This window comes from Coprococcus sp. HCN-4056 (genome assembly GCF_037892645.1).
GTDB classification, from domain to species: domain Bacteria; phylum Bacillota; class Clostridia; order Lachnospirales; family Lachnospiraceae; genus Coprococcus; species Coprococcus ammoniilyticus.
Window position 1 is genome coordinate 1 of sequence record NZ_JBBKBL010000007.1, and the last position, 16,190, is coordinate 16,190.

A 16,190-nucleotide genomic window follows, 5' to 3' on the forward strand; every position below is an offset into this window, starting at 1 on the left:
TTTCATCGCTGTTCTGCGTCCAAGTGCTCCAGTCGTGCCCAAGCGGTTCGGAAGATCCGCCGCAAACCGTGCATGTCTTTCCGCTTGTGCAAGTCGCCGTTCCGCTCCATGTGTGTGCCTGCCAGTAATTCCATGTATTATCACACACCGTGCATGTAAGATCGCATCGGTGCCATTTATCATTTGCGTATTGACAAGTCATCCTTACCGTTTGTGCCTGGTCGCATTTAGGACAAAACGCTCTAACCGCCGCATATGCCGTCATAGGCATAACAGCCAGCATCACGCACAGTATGAGCACAACGCTCAAAATTTTCTTATTCATATAGTTTCCTCTCCTTTGTTGTCCATTGACAGCTTAAAGTCATATTTCATTTCCAACATGGCGAACAGCTTATACATTACCTCGGTGGCAATTGCCTTGATATCCAGTGATTGAATAAAGGCAAGCACCTTTGCCTGCTCTGCTTCCGGTACACGATATACTCTCATTGATGCCGTCAAAAAGCGGTTGAGCTTGCGTTCCAATGGAAAATGAATATCACATTTTCTCGCCATATAGCTACGCATCAATCCTGCTGTGCCAATTTCCATCTCGTAAAAGTCGCTCTCGGTATCATCGGGGAAATATTCACCAAAAATCTGCTTCAGCTCTGCTGTGGTATGCAGGTAAATATATTCCGACGTGTCGGGCAGGGAATAGGCTTCAATGTAGATTTCCCGCAGGTTCTCGTTCTGCTCGGTCAGGGTCAGTTGGATCGCCGTTTCCACCGCATAGGCGTAAACCGGTGGCAGCTTGCTGTCTGCAATGCTTCTTGCCACGCCGAACTGTCCGCCGAACATTGTTTCGGTCAATTCCAGCAAAATTCTGTCCTTGGTAGGAAACAGATTCAAATAGCTTCCCCTTGCCACGCCCGCTTCGTCCACAATCTGACCGACAGAGGTGTTTTTATACCCCTGCTCCAAAAAGAGGCGCACGCATACGGTCAGTATTTTCCTCTTTGTTTCACTGCTGTTTCTTCGCAAATATATCATCTCTCTTCAAGTGTTTTGGTACGCATACCAATAATATCACAGAAAGTACAAAAAGGCAAGTGGTATTTGAAACTTTACTTCCGTAAATTGTGACATTTCCGCAAACGCTGGCTTCTTCCATTACTCACGGAACTTTATGACTTCTTGAATACTACCCGCAAAGGAAAAGCCGCCGTCTGTTGACAGCGACTTTTCTTACTTAGTATTAACAGTATATAAGCTCACTCGAAACGATTTCCATAGCAGCGCTGCGGATGTTGTTCATTCTTTGTACCCACAGCATTTGATTTTCCGCTTTGAGGCTTCCGTTACACCCTCTTTTTCGGAAAGCTGCTTTACCAGCCGAGAAAACATTGCTTCTGCCCGCTCATTGAGTTCTGCAAGGTAATCTCCGATTGAACAAAATCGCTGCGCGATGGCCTGCCAAGGCTGTGGCGCAGCGATTTTGTTCAACTGGAAGTTATCTCGCTATCCCCTTCCAATTGTTTACAATAATATCTGCGTTCTTTTCAAGATCCGCAGCTCCATCCAATTCAATTTTTACACACGACATATTTTTCATCCATTCTTTCTGTTCTCTCATATTCGGAGAACCATCTCCTTCATAACTTCGATTATCATTCAAAAATCTCATATGGGCTTCATACATATCTCCACCTTCAAGCACTCTTTCACCAAATCGCTCTATTGCTCTTTTATGGACTCTTTCTATTCGAATATCCGGTGAAACATAAAGAAGTACCATCATTTCAAACATCTCATCAAATGCGTAATGGAACGAACTCATCGAACCAGCCATAACAAAATGTTCATATGGAGCAATATCATTGCTCAGTCTGCTAATCTTTTCATCTCGTGTATACATCTGTGTATATGGACTATCTGTATTCTGTTTCCATATATAATCGTCCACATCAAAATATGGATATCCCAATTTCTGTGCAACAATTTTTCCAAGTGTTGTCTTTCCACTTCCGGATGGACCAATTATCATAATTCCGGTTGGCATATTTATACCTCTTTAGTTAGCAATAAATTCAAAGTTTCTGTTCCTCCACAACTTCCGATTTCTCAGTTTCAAAAACTGGAATTTTCACACTTCGTCAACTAATGTTTTTTCTTCTCTATAAAGCAAGGTCACAACAAATGCAATAATTATCAAAATATGTAATACAATATGATATACATCAGGAACATATCTTCCATCCACATTTATTAATTGAATGCATTCTGAAAAATAGGCAATCTTCTTGTCCATTTCTCCCATAAATCCTCTTCCAAATAAAGTATACCATTCATGACTTAAGAACTGAGTGACAAACCACCCTGCCAACCATATCAAATGTATATTCCTTCCAACATTTTTTGTAACTAACATTAAAACGAATGTAATTGTCGGAATAAGCATAAATAGCCATTCTTCCTCAAATGCACCTGTTACCAAGTATTTGTCTCCAATCTTCAATCCTATCATTGAAAGAAAATACCACAGTAAAAGAATTATATTTACAATTATTAAATGTGTTTTTTTCATAAATCATATCTCCTAGACAATTCTTAAAATTCCGATTTATCAACGTGTAACATAATTAAATCATATTAGAAATGGGATAAACTATGTACTTTTCTTCAAAATAATATAGTTATTTTTCCGTATGATACTTATATCCCCTCAATTTCTTTTTTACTCCAATTAATATAAGATAGTCACGATAACAATCACGACAATCCATCCTACCTTTTCCATTTTATGTGAACAAAACAATCTCCACACCATCGGTCTTCTAATGCTCATTTTATCATATACTGTTCAAGCATAGTCGGTGCGATATCCATGGCTACAAAAAACTCTTCTGGCAACGTGCAAAGCTCTTGGCTTATAAAATCTTCCGCATCAATATACTTATGATCATTTTCCGGATCATAACATTTCTCATGATTTGCAAAAATAACTATTCCCTCAAAACTCTTCTCAATCTCATAAACAGCATCTCCCGGTACATCATAATTTAGGATAGTGACATGTAATCTATCCTTTGCATCAAGACTGTCGGCAATATAAAATTCATCACAAAATGGCAACTTATTCTCGACAGCAAAATCAATTGTATGCTGGAGATATTCCCTTAAAATCTCTCTGTCCAGCTTATACTTAAAGCCCGAAAAAAAATTTTTCATTTTATTAAATAAACCCATATATCAAATCTGTCCCTTCATATAATTTGCTCATAATACTGGTTATACACTTAAATAATCTTTATATTCTTTATCTAAAAGTTTCTTAAATTCTTTATAATCATCCCATTTAAATGTAAAGCCACATCTTCTTCACTCAAATCTGTACCTTTTTTATTATATTGTATGCAATATCCCAATTCCATCCTTTGAATATTTCCGTTTCAAAACTCTTCGTCTTCATCGATTTCTTCATCTGGTTGAATCTCACAAACAAATTCAATATTTCTTTTACCGAATACATCTGTCAGATAAGTAATCTCTTCTTCATTCATTGTAAAAAATGACCATTCATTCTCGCTGACAGTTATTTTCTCCTGTTCTGTTGTCGTTACCTCCAAAGTGATAACGTTCATGCTTCCCTTCACTGTTTCAAACAGTCTTGTCAATCGTACCTTTGCCAGATCCAGTGCAGTCAGCTTTCCACCATATACAGATACAAGAAAGTTCTTTGTCAAATATATCCTAAAATCATTAAACCAGAGAGCTTCCGGCTGATTACATTCTTCGTCAATCTGCTCTGCCAATGGATGTCTGTATTTTTTAATCGCACGCACCTGGGTTAATACCATCGAAATTCCAATCAATATTAAGATGCCTCCGATATCCAGATTCACAAAATATCCTTCCTTGAGTATTTTTCCATAGGTAAGCTTCGTCATACATATATAAATAAATTTGTAATTGATATACTCACTTATTATTTTTTTTACGTTCTCGTCAGTCACAACTTTCGTCATGCCTTCCACTCTTGCCGTACCATTCTCTTCAACTCTCTGCTTCAAATCTGCAAACTGTTCCGGTTGCATCCCTACAATATAGCTTTCCTCTGCCGTTGTTACAAGGTAATATCCTTCATATTTATTTTCTGCCAGTTTCTCCGGTACCTGGATAATATCAATATATGCTGTCTGATTCGCAGGATTGGCTTCTTCCTGTAATACCTGTTCAAATGGTCGAACACAATCCATCTTTCTCTTTGTCTGAATCAATCCAAATGCCACCAAAAATATTCCTATCAATAAGAGAATCATTCCGATCGTCCGCCACATTTGATTGAATTTGTATTCTTCTTTTATATGCTTATTCGTATATTTCATGTCATGTATTCTCCTACACTTGATTTTTCTCTCACACATAAATGCTCTAACGCTGTTTTATTATAAAATTGTCTGATTTGTTCCCTACAAACTGAAATTTAGCGATTTCTTTTTCCGGTATTCTCTGTCCCACGGATTTCCTCATGATAGAAATAATCTACGATCACCGGATGCCCCTGCGGGACTCTGCCATAAGGCATTTCATTATCCACAAAGGCACAATCATACTTCTTAGCCATTTTCTCAGCTTTTACTTCAAGTGCTTCAAAGTAGCTGCGGTTATGCTTGTTATAGATCTCGTCGTAAAGTGGTACAAGATCAGGATATTTTCCGGCGATATAATCCATAATTGTCTTTTTGAAACCGCCTCGAAGATTGAGATTTTCGAGCCAGAACAAATCGCACTGATTCTTTACCCGCTCAAAGATTGCTTCAAAATCCGTGATGCCGGGGAATACCGGGGATACGAAACAGACTGTACGGATACCTGCCTCATATACCTGCTTCATAGCAGCGATACGGTGCTCAATGCTCGAAGCAGAATCCATATCGTTCTTGAAATTTTCATCTAGTGTGTTGATCGACCATGAAACAGTTACACGTCCAAGCTTCTTCAACAGATCAATATCCCGTACCACAAGATCCGACTTTGTGCAGATCAGAATATCTGCGTCACTGCCGATCAGCTGCTCCAGAAGTTTTCTGGTATTCCCGAATTGCTCCTCCTGTGGATTGTAGCCATCTGTCACAGAACCGATGACCACCCGCTGTCCGTCATATTTCTTCGGATTTTTAATTTCCGGCCAATGCTTCACATCAAGGAAAGTGCCCCATTCCTCCTTGTGCCCGGTAAAGCGCTTCATAAAAGAAGCATAGCAATACTTGCAGGCATGTGTACAGCCCACATAGGGATTGACCGAGTAACCGCCTACCGGCAAACTAGACTTAGTCATGATGTTCTTTGTTTCCACCTCACGAATGAGGATTCCATTTATTACTTCTTCCATGATTTCTGTACCTCTAACACTTTATTAAATTCTTCCGGCATTTCCTGAATCATATTTTCATCCCCTATGATAGGGACAAGGTCTTCCTTCATAAACACCGGAATGCCGAGCTTATGTGCCTGGTCCGTCAGAGACCATGCCCATTCCGGCTCCGTATGAATCTTCCTGCTCTGAGCTCCGGTCATGGTGCCGACAACGATCCAATTGATTCCAGAAAGGTCAACTGTGCCGGGATCATCGAATAACGGCTCAAAGGTAACATGGTAATGTTTTGCTCTGACGTTTTTCCGAAGGGCGTCGATACGCCACAGTTCTGCTTTCCTCGTCACCGTAACGCCAAACCATGCGTTTTCCAGATCGGTATCAAAATCCAGCGAATCAGGTCGCTTGGTAAGGAACAGGAACTGATGCTGCGGATTTTCACGGATCTTTACAAATACCTCGTCTCTCCATTCCGGCTTCCATCCGGAGAGATCGCTCATGCCGGTAAGAAGAAAGTTCTGCGGACGTTTCTTTTCCATCATCTTGAGCTTACCCGGAAAGAATTCAGGGTCAGCGAAATCATCAATCATATGCCAGCGTTTCACGTTGTTGCGGGCATAGCAATATGTACACCCCACTGTGCAGCCAATGACGATATTCATGTTCTGAATCTGATCTTTGATACAAATACTCATGACTTCTGCCACTCCTCAAGATTCTTTCTGATGCGGTCGAGGCATTCCTCAAACCGGGTAATTTCTTCCTCTGAAAAACCTTTGTAGTAAATACTGCCCATCTCATCAGATACAGAATCGTACTCGCCCTTTAAGGCATATGCTTTCTCAGTCAGAAACAGGAGCGTTTTCCTTTTGTCCGTTTCAGACTGAACACGGCTTATCAGCCCTTGATTTTCCATTCTTTCCAACATCGTAGTAAGAGATGTTATCGCTAATCCGCATTTAGTCGAGAGTGACCTGATTGAGATACCATCCTCCTGCCACAGTACATAAAGAATACGCCCCTGGGCTCCATTAAACGCATCAATATTCTTTTCACTGAGAATCTTCTCGAAAATCCGGTCTCCAAGCTGTTTTATTTTGGTGACAAGAAATCCTCCATTCATTTCCATACAAAAGCTCCTATATAGTAGTTTACCAAAAACATACTATATAGGAGCTTTATTGTCAACAGTTTATATGTCCTAATAGGTAAATTCCGTTTTTTCAATTCTCCAAACTGGAATTGTTCAAGCTTTTCAAATACTAACGTCCTTAATTCTGTTCAATAATTGATTTATAGTAGTTACCAAAGTCAGCAAGTGAATTAACAATTGGAAGCATTTTTGTTCCGAGTTCCGTTAAGCCGTATTCAACTCTCGGTGGCTGCTCATGGTAATCGTGGCGATATGCCAGCCCATCACTCATCATTTGTCTTAAACTATCTGTCAAAACCTTTTGTGAAATACCATCTATCCCCAAAAATTATTTGTTGTCACAGCAATTCCTAAAGGTATTATTGCAATCCCCAATAACTCAATCTTAATTTCTTTCATCGCAAATACCTTCGTTACAAACTTGAATTTACCTTCCGCTCATATAAAATATATCAATAGCTTTACTTGCAAACTCTGCTGTGCCAACTCCTCCAACATCATCAATATTTTCCGTAAGTTCTCCTCCACCGGCATACATTCTTCCAAGACCGCATAAAATCTTATCAGAACATGTATAAAAATGATCTGTAATGTAATCCTGAAGTTTCCTTACCTGCAACTGCACCTGTTCATCTTCTGGGTCCATTTCTTTCATTTGTCCGAATTCAACAAATAATTGCATAAACTCATTTGCAACAGTAGCTTCATCGTCTTTCGTCCAGTTCTTTGTTTTCTCTTCAAACTCCTTATACTCAGAGGTTTGTCTTATACCGAAACATCATTACCCCATCTGCTCCTATACCCATCCTTTCTCCTTCTGAATTATTGATGCTCCGTTTACAATTTACTGATTTTCATTATATATCGGCATGATTACTTTAATTCTGAACCTTGGTTGGATGATTTGACGTTTACCATAAGTATAGGTAAATCTTTTTTACTAATAAAACAAGGTGGATCATCGAAATCCGACATGCTTTTTTCAAGCATCCTTCTCTGATCCACCTAGCATTTGTGTTTTATATAAAAAATATTAATACTTGAAATCTTCAAAGAAAAAGCGATATGCCACTTTTTTTGTACCATCAAAATTAATCAGTTCAATTTTTATATATTCGTCAGTACATTCAATATCATAATTTTTAGCTGACAGCTTCTCCCCTTGATTGCTAATTCTTGTTTTAAAGGAGATCATATGGACCTTATTAATGTGGTCAAAAATAGAGATTTCAACCTGAGTGTCACCATCAAATATTGTATCACCTATTTCTTCACCAACAATCACGTAATCTCCGGCATTAATACTCTCTCTAAACCATTCTTTTGTTGAATAATTAAAAAAATAATGAATTGCAGTATATGAGCCAGTAATCAATACCAAAACTATTAAAACAATAATAATACTTACATAAGCCTTTTTATTCACTTTTTCTCCTCTCTAATACAAATTCAGCAAATGCATCTCGTGCTGCCTTGGATTCTTGTATTTCTTTATGTCTTTGTCTTTTCGCCACCCCTTCCGGCACAATTTCATTATACACAAATAACAATGTTACAAAATCATATACGACTCTATATTTCAAATTCTTAGCTCTAGTCGATGAAGGAATATTTTTTATCCGTTTCACATATTCCGTTATCTCCGCATCTGGTTGTTGTGTAGCTGGTAATTCTTCAAACAACTTATTGATTAAACAATTACTATGCACCGAAGCATTTCTTATATCACGCACGCTACCCATTCAGCGTATATATCCCGTTTCGATTTTCTAAAGACCGCTTCATAATCCCCGCTCTGTATAATGTTCAAAACAGCATTCCAACCATAGGTTGTTTCTATGTACTCAATATAGGTATGTGCATATGTATACCCACGGCAATTTTAAAATGTCAACGGATTATTAGAACATGTTTCTTTATAGCTTTCTTTGCAAATATACCATATCCACCAATTGTATTCCATCTTCGTATATTGGATGATCGTAATTTTCTGTAAAAAAATGGGGAATGATACGCGAACGGACAAAACCACATTTTTCATAAAATGGTATTGTAAGTGGGCTATCTCCTGTTCCTACTTGCAGAATAGCATATTGTTCTCCGTATTTCTCAACAATAAAATCAATCAGGGCTTTTGCATATCCTTTCCCTTGATATTCCGGAGCAGTCGCAATATTTTTTATTTCAAGCACTCCATTTCCTTCATTGGTAACGACGCACTCGCATTTAATCCCATTATCATCTAACACATACATTCTGCCTTTATTAAGATAGCGATCTATCATTTTTTCCTGCTCATCTGCCAATAAGAGCAACTCAAGATATTGTTTTTTACTTTCTGTGATTTCTATAATTTTCATCTTTTATCCTCATAAACGGGAAGTTATCAATCTGTTTCATCTTTTTTATATATTACGCCGTCCCATGCATAATATCCCGCGATATATTCATAATCAGGATATTCTTCTATCTCATATAATTTTCTCCCACTGTCAGATGTACAAATTACCACATTTGATATTTTATAATTTTCCAGTTTCGATGTTTGAGAATATCTTACTCCATTAAGATATATATAATCTCCTTTTTCAATTGCCTCATTTTTATAACTTTTATTGTGTGCAAAATAATATCGACCACAAATAAAAATAACAACAATTGTAAGTAAAATAATAATTAATGCTATTGATTTCTTTTTTTCTACCATCATTCTCATTAGCTTTCTCTTAACATTTCATAAAATTCCGATTTTCTCAATTCTCCAAACTGGAATTTGACGCTCTATTAATGCTATTAAACCCAATCAATAGCATTCTTTACAAGTTTGACAAATGGTTCACAGGTCAGATTTTGGGTAGTGTGTGCAGGAACGATACAGCAGATTTTTCCCTTGCCATAGGTGTGAATCCATACAGCAGGCTGAACGCCGTTCTTTGAAACGGTTTCTGCAAGAATCGTTGTATCAGCATTCGGAATCATTTTCATTACATAATGTTCGTCAAAATCAGGGAATGTGAATTTGCCAATGCCTTCAATAATCGGATGTTCTGCTATCGGTTTTACAGTAAGCGGACATTGTTCGGGATGAGTGATAAAGTTACTTCTTACAACATTTGTGAGGATTGCGTGATTTTCTGTGTAATCAGTAAGTGATGCGTGAAGCATAATCGTTCCCATACCATTCTGAATATCATTCAGAAATTTCTCCGTCCATTTTTCATCACACCAGATTGGAGTAGGAATCTGATCATTTTCAATAGGATCTTTGAAAGACAAAAACAAATCAAACTGCCCCTTGAAATAATCATTTGGATTCTTTGTGAATGTTACTTCATAATCTGCGTTAAACAGATAGTTCATCATAGGCTTGATGGAATCATCGTGATGCCAGTAATCGTGTACCAAAACAAATACTTTTTTACTCATAAGTTATACGTCCTTTCATCACCATTTTATGGCTACGTTTTTGTGAATTCTCGTTTTTTAGATGTGCGTTAAATTCCGATTTTATTGTCTCTATTATACCATAATGATACTATTATAAAAAAGCAAAAAGAGCTCCTTCGAGCTCTTTTGGGTCAGTTCTGCAAACTTGAAGTTATAAAATCACAGTCCAAAACAGGGCACATCTTTTAACTGCAATACTTTATTCGTGAATTTCCAATGGTAGATTGTCAGGGTCATAAAAGAATGTCATTCTTTTACCTGTGTAAATATCGAGTCTAATCGGCTCAGTTATGATGCCCCTTTTATTCAATTCTCTTACGGTATTATCGACCGAGTCTACAGCAAAGGCAAGATGCCGGAGACCGTACGCCTCTGGATAACTGGGGCGCTTCGGACAATTTTTAATGATAAAAAGTTCTAATTCCATCTCATCGAGTTGAAGATCAATTTTGTAATCATCACGTTCTGGTCTGTAATTTTCTCGAATAATAGAAAAACCTAATAGATCCACATAAAAATGCTTTGATTGCTCATAGTTGCTCCCAATAATGGCAATATGATGAACTTTTTTCAAATTCATGGTGTATTTACCTCTTTCCTACTTTGTTTGAATACATGAAGTATAATATCATAAGAACGCATCTAATCAAACTTAAATACATTAAGCCCTATTTTTTCATCATAAACTCTGTCAACTTTTCCATCAATAACCGTAATTACCATCTCACAGGTTGCACTCACGACAGCTCTGTTCAGATGTCCTCCAAACACTTCACCTTTCTCATTTCCGACACTCATATGAAGATGCGCATAATATTCTCCATCCATTGTATTGATCGTACCTGTCAGTGATGTAATTTCATAATACCCTTTAAAACTGTTTGAGTAATATTTCTTCTCATCTGTCTTATATACTCCGATTGTAAAATCATTGATAGCTCCAAGAGCATTGATACTGGCAAGCTTTATATTCGCATTTACAGCAATTGCTTTCAGTTGTTCTAAAATCTCCTCCCCCTTGTCAATTCTCGCTATTATTACATTATCAAATTTTCTGTATTCCATTTTGTTTCTCCCTTCTGGAATTTCTATTTGTGTTGCCATGTCATTACATAATCTTTTTCTCCAGTAGCCTCATCTAAGCCACTATGCTGAATCTCAAATCCTTCTCTCTTATAAAAGGATATTGCCCGTGCGTTCTTTTGGTATACGTTCAAGAGCAGCTTATTCCTTTTATCCTTTGCATAATTCAGCAGAATTTTACCTATCCCCTGCGATTGCATTTCACCAGAAACAAAAATGCCCTCAACATATTCATCATTTAACCCTATAAAACCCTGTATTTCTGTATCATACTCATACACATAAACCTCTGCTTGTGACAGTACTTCTTTTACTGATTTGAAATTGCTTTTCCAGTATTCGGCGGAGATAAAATTATGTGCCTTTATATTTGTATCCAACCATATATCTGCAACTTTATTTATATCATCCCTTTGAAATTCTCTAATCATAACAGTGACTCTCCATAAACTTGAAGTTGTTGCTCTCTTTATTGTAAAAAAACAACCATTTCATAATCTGACAAAATTTTTCTAAAAATAAAACAAATCTTCAAATTTCTTTTCCAAAGCAAAACACAATAATAATGCTAGCTTTGCAGTAGGGTTAAATTGTCCCGTCTCAATCGAACTAATTGTATTACGAGATACACCTACCAAATCAGCCAATGCAGCCTGTGATAATTTTTTTTCAGTTCGAGCTTCTTTAATATTATTTTTCAATTCGAGTGAATCATTCATAATTAATGCCCCATGCAAAATCTAACAATTGCCATAATCGCTGTTGCAAACATAATAACTGATATAATCAAATGTTCTTTATTCCGTGTTTTAATAAATCGATATGTCATTGCTGCACACACCGAACCACTAACAGTTGCACATAAGTCCATCATAGGTAAACCTTGTTCCGATCGAATAAAGGAAAATACAGATGCCATAATCACCATAACAATATATGACCACATCATAGACTTATCTTTTACTTGAAGTTCTCTTTCATCCAATTTTTCATCCTGTGCTCTTTTTAAAATTTCTTTTCTTTCCATAATCCAATCTCCTTTGCCAAGTTTCATTTGCAACAAAAGCATAACATTGCCAAGTACACTTGTCAAGTTTTTGTCAAGTTTTATTTGCAATAAAAGGTAGACTTTATCAAGTCTACCATGATATTTTTTCCTCTGGATTAGACTCAGCAATCATCAATGTTATCGCTACCAATACACCATCACTTATCCTTTTCTGTCCCTTTTTATAAGGTGCATTATTTCCAGCTAAAATTTGAATTAACACGATATCATACTGAAAGTATCATGTTAAGATTATATATTTTGGGTTTTCTTCCTCCAGAACTTTTATTGGAAAAACCGACAGAAGTCTCATCTAATTCTCCTGAAGAAAGAATATTGGAAATATGCTCACTCACTGTAGCACGCTTAACGTCAAATAATTAATCGCATCTTCAACAGTCATACATGGAGCACACTCCTACAACTTAAAACTTACTGCACTTTTTCACTAAGTTTTAATTCCCTATAGTTGCATATCAAACTCCGAAAAAATAAAGACGACCAGTCTTATCATAAAACCAATCATCTTTATTTATTCGTATATTGTATTTTGTATCTCATCCTTTGGACAAAATCGAATCATTTCTACGTTCTCTCTAAACCGGAAGTTTACGGTCTACCACTATTAGTTCATAAAAATATGCATCAGAAATCCGATTAATACGCAAACAACAAATGTTATCAGTGCACTACCTATAACTAAAAAAATCTTCTGATATGGGCGTTTACCTATTTCTCTCTGCTTTTGTATATCATCCAATAGTTTCCCCTCAGAAAATGCAACAATTTCTTTATAGGTTTGAACATCATTATCTTTTTTTACCTTTTCAACCTGAACGGCAAAGTACATAGAGAGTGCCCAAATGATTCCCCAAGGGATGAATGCCCAAACGCCAAGCCACATAAATAGCGGAACTGCCGAAATTGCAGTGACAATCAGCATTTTAGTGTAGATTTTTCCATAGCGGTTCATTTTCCCAATTTGAGATTGTTTGTCTTGAAACATAAACTCGATCGGCTAACTCCTCTTGGGATAATTGTACTTCCTGACGATATTTTTTTATTTGTTTTCCGAGTTCCATCTCTTCACCTCCTAGTATACTCATACTAATCAAAAAGTCATATTTTCGCTATCAAAGGACATTGACATCAGGGTTTTTAGCGTGTCAAAAGTCTTTTACATTCCAGGTCGGCGATATAGCAAGTTCTTTGTCCTCACTTTTCAGATTCACAACCCCTATAAAAACGCCAATATTCTCTCCACTACAAACACTGTCACACAGGCGGCAGCCGCTACAACTACCAGCCCTTTTTCACGGATACCAAGGATAACCGCTACGACAAATCCTGCGATCGCACTGATAACACTTTCCGTACTGTAGAAAATCGCCGGAAGGGTAAGTGCCGTTAGGCAGGCATATGGCACATAGTATAAAAACGAACTTAAAAACCGATTCTCTATCTTTTTTCTGAATAACACCAATGGCACTGCACGGATCAGATATGTGACAACCGCCATTGCGATAATATATGTATATACACTCATCTCTATTCTTCTCCTTTTTTCTTAACCGGTGCAACGATCGCACCGATTGCTGCTGCCGCTACTGTACATATAACGATCGATATTCCGGTCGAGATAAAGTGGAATATCGGAACATAATATAAAAGAATACTGAACAAAGCTGCAACGCATACCACAAATAACACAGATTTTGACTTCTTGGCAACCGGAACAACGATTGCCACGAACATGCCATAAAGTGCAAGACTGAGTGCGCTGCACACAGACTTTGGAAGCAGCCCGCTGGCTACTGCTCCGGCAAATGTACCACCGCCCCAGCCAAGGATCGGAAGGATCTGAAGTCCTAACATATACGGAAAGGTCACTTCTTTGAAATATCCCATTGCAACTGCAAAGATCTCATCTGTATTTGCAAATGCGATGATCAGACGCTTCCAGATGCCTACATCGTCAGCTAACTTCTGCGTAAGTGAAAGACTCATCAGACCATATCTCAGATTGATGATAAGCTGAGTGAGGATCACCTCAAGGATCGTTCCCCCGGCAATGATGATCTGAAGTCCGGCAAACTGACCGGCACTTGTAACATTTGTAACGCTGGTAAGAACTGCCTGAAAGACACTGAGTCCGCCTTTGATCGCAAGAATACCAAAACTAAAACTAACTGCAAAATACCCTAGGGCGATCGGAATTCCATCCTTCAGCCCATTTTTAAATTCATTCATTTGTACTACTTACTCCATATTACTTTTTTTCATAATCAACCTGCATCAGGCACAAGCCCTGTGGTGGTGCGGTCGGCCCTGCGAGCTGTCTGCACCGGCCTGTAAGCACCTCTTCCATGTATGCCGGTTCCATTCTGCCTGCCCCGACCTCTACCAGAGTACCAGTCAGGATACGAACCATATTCTGTAAGAATCCGGCTCCGTGGAAATCAAGAATCACATAATCGCCATCTTCCTTAATATCGATCGCAAATAACTTCCGAACCGTCGATTTCTTCATCTGCTTATTGCCACAGAAGCTCTTGAAATCATGTTCACCGACCAGATAAGCTGCTGCCTTTCGCATCCGTTCACAGTCGATCGTCTCACCCTCATCCAGAGTCCAGACGTATTTCCGGTCAAATACCGGCTTCAGCCTGCCACGATAGATCGTGTAACGGTAATGCTTGCCCTTTGCATTAAATCTTGCATGAAACCGTTCTGCTGCCGGAGTAACCTCCAAAATGCAGATATCATCCGGCAGATAATGATTCATATAATCTCGAATCTCCTCCGGTGTCTTATCTGTCGGAACCGGGCCGCTTGCGACCATTGCCCTTGCATGCACACCTGCATCGGTTCTTCCCGCTCCGTTGATCCGTACTTCTTCGCCTGCCATCAGGGAAAGCACTGATTCGATCTTTCCCTGTATGGTCACAACGTCTTTTTTATGTTCCCACCCATGATATCTCGTTCCATCATAGGCGATCAGAAATCTGTAATTCTGCATAATCGTTTCCTTTTCTACACGGCGTTTATATCCTTGATCGTGCCATTCTCATAATCTCTCGCATTGTCCAGTGTGGTACGGCTGATTGCTTCCAGTGCTTCTTCCGTCAGGAAGCCCTGATGGGAGGTTACAATGACATTCGGGAATGACAGCAGTCTTGCCGTGATCGAGGATTCCAGAATATCATCCTCACGATTCTCAAATACATTATTTGTTTCTTCCTCATACACATCCAGACCGATACCGAAGAATTTCTTATTCCGATTTCCTGTGATCAGATCCTCCGTCTTGATCAGTGCGCCTCTCGATGTATTTACAAGGATCACATTATCCTTCATCTTATTGATCGTCTCTGTGCAGATCATATGGTACGAATCATCTGTCAGCGGACAGTGAAGAGAGATCAGATCACTGGTCGATAACAGCGTATCCAGATCCACATACTCTACAAAATCCAGGGATGGATTCCGGTACATATCATATGCCTGAACCTTCATGCCAAATCCATGACAGATCCGGCACATAGCTGCTCCGATCTTACCGGTTCCGATGATACCCGCGGTCTTGCCATAGAAGTTCATACCTGTAAGACCTACCAGACTGAAATTATTCTCACGAACCTTGATATAGCTCTTATGAATTCTTCTGGTAACCGCAAGTGCCAGTGCCATCGCATGCTCTGCAACCGCCTCCGGTGAATAACCCGGAACACGGAGCACCGTGATACCACAACGGTTTGCTGCATCCAGATCTACATTATTGAATCCGGCACAGCGCATTAACACTAATTTTACACCATTTACAGCCAGACACTCAACTACTTTTTCACTGACATCGGAACTTACAAATGCACAGATCGCATCATATCCTTTTGCAAGAGCTGCTGTTCTCGGCGAAAGGTCTGCTTCTAAAAACTCTACCTCCAGATCTGAATATTCCGGTAATATCTTTTCAAATGAATCTCTGTCATATTTCTTCGTATCATAAAATAAAATCTTCATATTCCATATCCTCCTATCATATCCTGCTGCCAGGCATCTGTAAAAGCATCGTATACTGCCATATTTTCGCTTATTTTTCG

26 protein-coding genes and 2 pseudogenes are annotated in these 16,190 nt (G+C 38.5%); all 28 read right to left on the reverse strand.

Annotated features, from left to right (window positions below):
* A partial coding sequence (locus WKT03_RS11160; protein WP_340392069.1) for a hypothetical protein occupies positions 1 to 183 on the reverse strand: 183 nt, incomplete at its 3' end.
* Between the two features lie 138 nt (positions 184 to 321).
* Positions 322 to 1,035, reverse strand: a complete 714-nt coding sequence (locus WKT03_RS11165) for a TetR/AcrR family transcriptional regulator (protein ID WP_117785876.1) — start codon at positions 1,033 to 1,035, stop codon at positions 322 to 324.
* A 205-nt stretch (positions 1,036 to 1,240) separates the two neighbouring features.
* A pseudogene (locus tag WKT03_RS12655) lies at positions 1,241 to 1,389 on the reverse strand (TnpV protein).
* A 106-nt stretch (positions 1,390 to 1,495) separates the two neighbouring features.
* Positions 1,496 to 2,044, reverse strand: a complete 549-nt coding sequence (locus WKT03_RS11180; protein ID WP_117785875.1) for an AAA family ATPase — start codon at positions 2,042 to 2,044, stop codon at positions 1,496 to 1,498.
* 84 nt (positions 2,045 to 2,128) lie between these two features.
* Positions 2,129 to 2,569, reverse strand: a complete 441-nt coding sequence (locus WKT03_RS11185) for a hypothetical protein (RefSeq protein WP_015534084.1) — start codon at positions 2,567 to 2,569, stop codon at positions 2,129 to 2,131.
* Positions 2,570 to 2,826: 257 nt separating this feature from the next.
* Positions 2,827 to 3,231 carry a hypothetical protein gene (locus WKT03_RS11190; protein WP_015534085.1) on the reverse strand — a complete coding sequence of 135 codons (405 nt, stop codon included), beginning with the start codon at positions 3,229 to 3,231 and terminating at the stop codon, positions 2,827 to 2,829.
* Between the two features lie 203 nt (positions 3,232 to 3,434).
* Complete coding sequence (locus tag WKT03_RS11195; protein ID WP_055145659.1) at positions 3,435 to 4,370, reverse strand: hypothetical protein; 936 nt, start codon at positions 4,368 to 4,370, stop codon at positions 3,435 to 3,437.
* 98 nt (positions 4,371 to 4,468) lie between these two features.
* Complete coding sequence (locus tag WKT03_RS11200; protein ID WP_340392079.1) at positions 4,469 to 5,377, reverse strand: radical SAM mobile pair protein B; 909 nt, start codon at positions 5,375 to 5,377, stop codon at positions 4,469 to 4,471.
* Positions 5,365 to 6,054, reverse strand: a complete 690-nt coding sequence (locus WKT03_RS11205) for a radical SAM mobile pair protein A (RefSeq protein WP_340392081.1) — start codon at positions 6,052 to 6,054, stop codon at positions 5,365 to 5,367. The genes WKT03_RS11200 and WKT03_RS11205 overlap by 13 nt, the downstream gene beginning before the upstream one ends.
* Positions 6,051 to 6,488, reverse strand: a complete 438-nt coding sequence (locus WKT03_RS11210; RefSeq protein WP_119962810.1) for a radical SAM mobile pair system MarR family transcriptional regulator — start codon at positions 6,486 to 6,488, stop codon at positions 6,051 to 6,053. The genes WKT03_RS11205 and WKT03_RS11210 overlap by 4 nt, the downstream gene beginning before the upstream one ends.
* A gap of 142 nt (positions 6,489 to 6,630) precedes the next feature.
* Positions 6,631 to 6,831: pseudogene (locus tag WKT03_RS11215) on the reverse strand (winged helix-turn-helix transcriptional regulator); the annotation flags it as partial.
* Positions 6,832 to 6,939: 108 nt separating this feature from the next.
* Entirely contained in the window at positions 6,940 to 7,281 is a 342-nt protein-coding gene (locus WKT03_RS11220) for a TipAS antibiotic-recognition domain-containing protein (protein WP_084770625.1), read from the reverse strand.
* Positions 7,282 to 7,545: 264 nt separating this feature from the next.
* Positions 7,546 to 7,938, reverse strand: a complete 393-nt coding sequence (locus WKT03_RS11225; RefSeq protein ID WP_008400168.1) for a hypothetical protein — start codon at positions 7,936 to 7,938, stop codon at positions 7,546 to 7,548.
* Positions 7,931 to 8,254, reverse strand: a complete 324-nt coding sequence (locus tag WKT03_RS11230) for a hypothetical protein (protein WP_008400170.1) — start codon at positions 8,252 to 8,254, stop codon at positions 7,931 to 7,933. The genes WKT03_RS11225 and WKT03_RS11230 overlap by 8 nt, the downstream gene beginning before the upstream one ends.
* Positions 8,255 to 8,428: 174 nt before the next feature.
* Positions 8,429 to 8,872 carry a GNAT family N-acetyltransferase gene (locus tag WKT03_RS11235; RefSeq protein ID WP_340392087.1) on the reverse strand — a complete coding sequence of 148 codons (444 nt, stop codon included), beginning with the start codon at positions 8,870 to 8,872 and terminating at the stop codon, positions 8,429 to 8,431.
* A 26-nt stretch (positions 8,873 to 8,898) separates the two neighbouring features.
* Positions 8,899 to 9,228 carry a hypothetical protein gene (locus tag WKT03_RS11240; protein WP_008400173.1) on the reverse strand — a complete coding sequence of 110 codons (330 nt, stop codon included), beginning with the start codon at positions 9,226 to 9,228 and terminating at the stop codon, positions 8,899 to 8,901.
* Positions 9,229 to 9,305: 77 nt separating this feature from the next.
* On the reverse strand, positions 9,306 to 9,938 hold the full coding sequence (locus WKT03_RS11245) for a ThuA domain-containing protein (protein ID WP_008400174.1): 633 nt from the start codon (positions 9,936 to 9,938) through the stop codon (positions 9,306 to 9,308).
* Positions 9,939 to 10,158: 220 nt separating this feature from the next.
* Positions 10,159 to 10,539 (reverse strand): SMU1112c/YaeR family gloxylase I-like metalloprotein, encoded by a 381-nt coding sequence (gene gloA2 / locus WKT03_RS11250; RefSeq protein WP_008402179.1) that lies wholly within the window; start codon positions 10,537 to 10,539, stop codon positions 10,159 to 10,161.
* 62 nt (positions 10,540 to 10,601) lie between these two features.
* The gene (locus WKT03_RS11255) at positions 10,602 to 11,024 is read right to left on the reverse strand and encodes a PPC domain-containing DNA-binding protein (protein WP_340392092.1); all 423 of its coding nucleotides are present in this window, start codon (positions 11,022 to 11,024) and stop codon (positions 10,602 to 10,604) included.
* A 23-nt stretch (positions 11,025 to 11,047) separates the two neighbouring features.
* Complete coding sequence (locus WKT03_RS11260; protein WP_340392095.1) at positions 11,048 to 11,473, reverse strand: N-acetyltransferase; 426 nt, start codon at positions 11,471 to 11,473, stop codon at positions 11,048 to 11,050.
* A gap of 81 nt (positions 11,474 to 11,554) precedes the next feature.
* The gene (locus WKT03_RS11265) at positions 11,555 to 11,761 is read right to left on the reverse strand and encodes a helix-turn-helix transcriptional regulator (protein WP_117808274.1); all 207 of its coding nucleotides are present in this window, start codon (positions 11,759 to 11,761) and stop codon (positions 11,555 to 11,557) included.
* A gap of 2 nt (positions 11,762 to 11,763) precedes the next feature.
* The gene (locus WKT03_RS11270) at positions 11,764 to 12,069 is read right to left on the reverse strand and encodes a DUF6442 family protein (protein ID WP_340392099.1); all 306 of its coding nucleotides are present in this window, start codon (positions 12,067 to 12,069) and stop codon (positions 11,764 to 11,766) included.
* Between the two features lie 646 nt (positions 12,070 to 12,715).
* Complete coding sequence (locus WKT03_RS11275; protein WP_340392101.1) at positions 12,716 to 13,096, reverse strand: hypothetical protein; 381 nt, start codon at positions 13,094 to 13,096, stop codon at positions 12,716 to 12,718.
* Entirely contained in the window at positions 13,035 to 13,196 is a 162-nt protein-coding gene (locus WKT03_RS11280) for a helix-turn-helix transcriptional regulator (protein ID WP_340392103.1), read from the reverse strand. Before WKT03_RS11280 ends, WKT03_RS11275 begins: the two co-directional genes overlap by 62 nt.
* Before the next feature lie 131 nt (positions 13,197 to 13,327).
* Positions 13,328 to 13,636, reverse strand: coding sequence for an AzlD domain-containing protein (locus WKT03_RS11285; protein ID WP_118483277.1), 309 nt, complete (start codon positions 13,634 to 13,636; stop codon positions 13,328 to 13,330).
* A 2-nt stretch (positions 13,637 to 13,638) separates the two neighbouring features.
* Entirely contained in the window at positions 13,639 to 14,340 is a 702-nt protein-coding gene (locus WKT03_RS11290) for an AzlC family ABC transporter permease (RefSeq protein WP_008402167.1), read from the reverse strand.
* 19 nt (positions 14,341 to 14,359) lie between these two features.
* On the reverse strand, positions 14,360 to 15,109 hold the full coding sequence (gene truA, locus WKT03_RS11295) for a tRNA pseudouridine(38-40) synthase TruA (RefSeq protein ID WP_021943194.1): 750 nt from the start codon (positions 15,107 to 15,109) through the stop codon (positions 14,360 to 14,362).
* Between the two features lie 14 nt (positions 15,110 to 15,123).
* Complete coding sequence (locus tag WKT03_RS11300; RefSeq protein ID WP_117785778.1) at positions 15,124 to 16,110, reverse strand: 2-hydroxyacid dehydrogenase; 987 nt, start codon at positions 16,108 to 16,110, stop codon at positions 15,124 to 15,126.
* Positions 16,111 to 16,190: the final 80 nt, after the last annotated feature.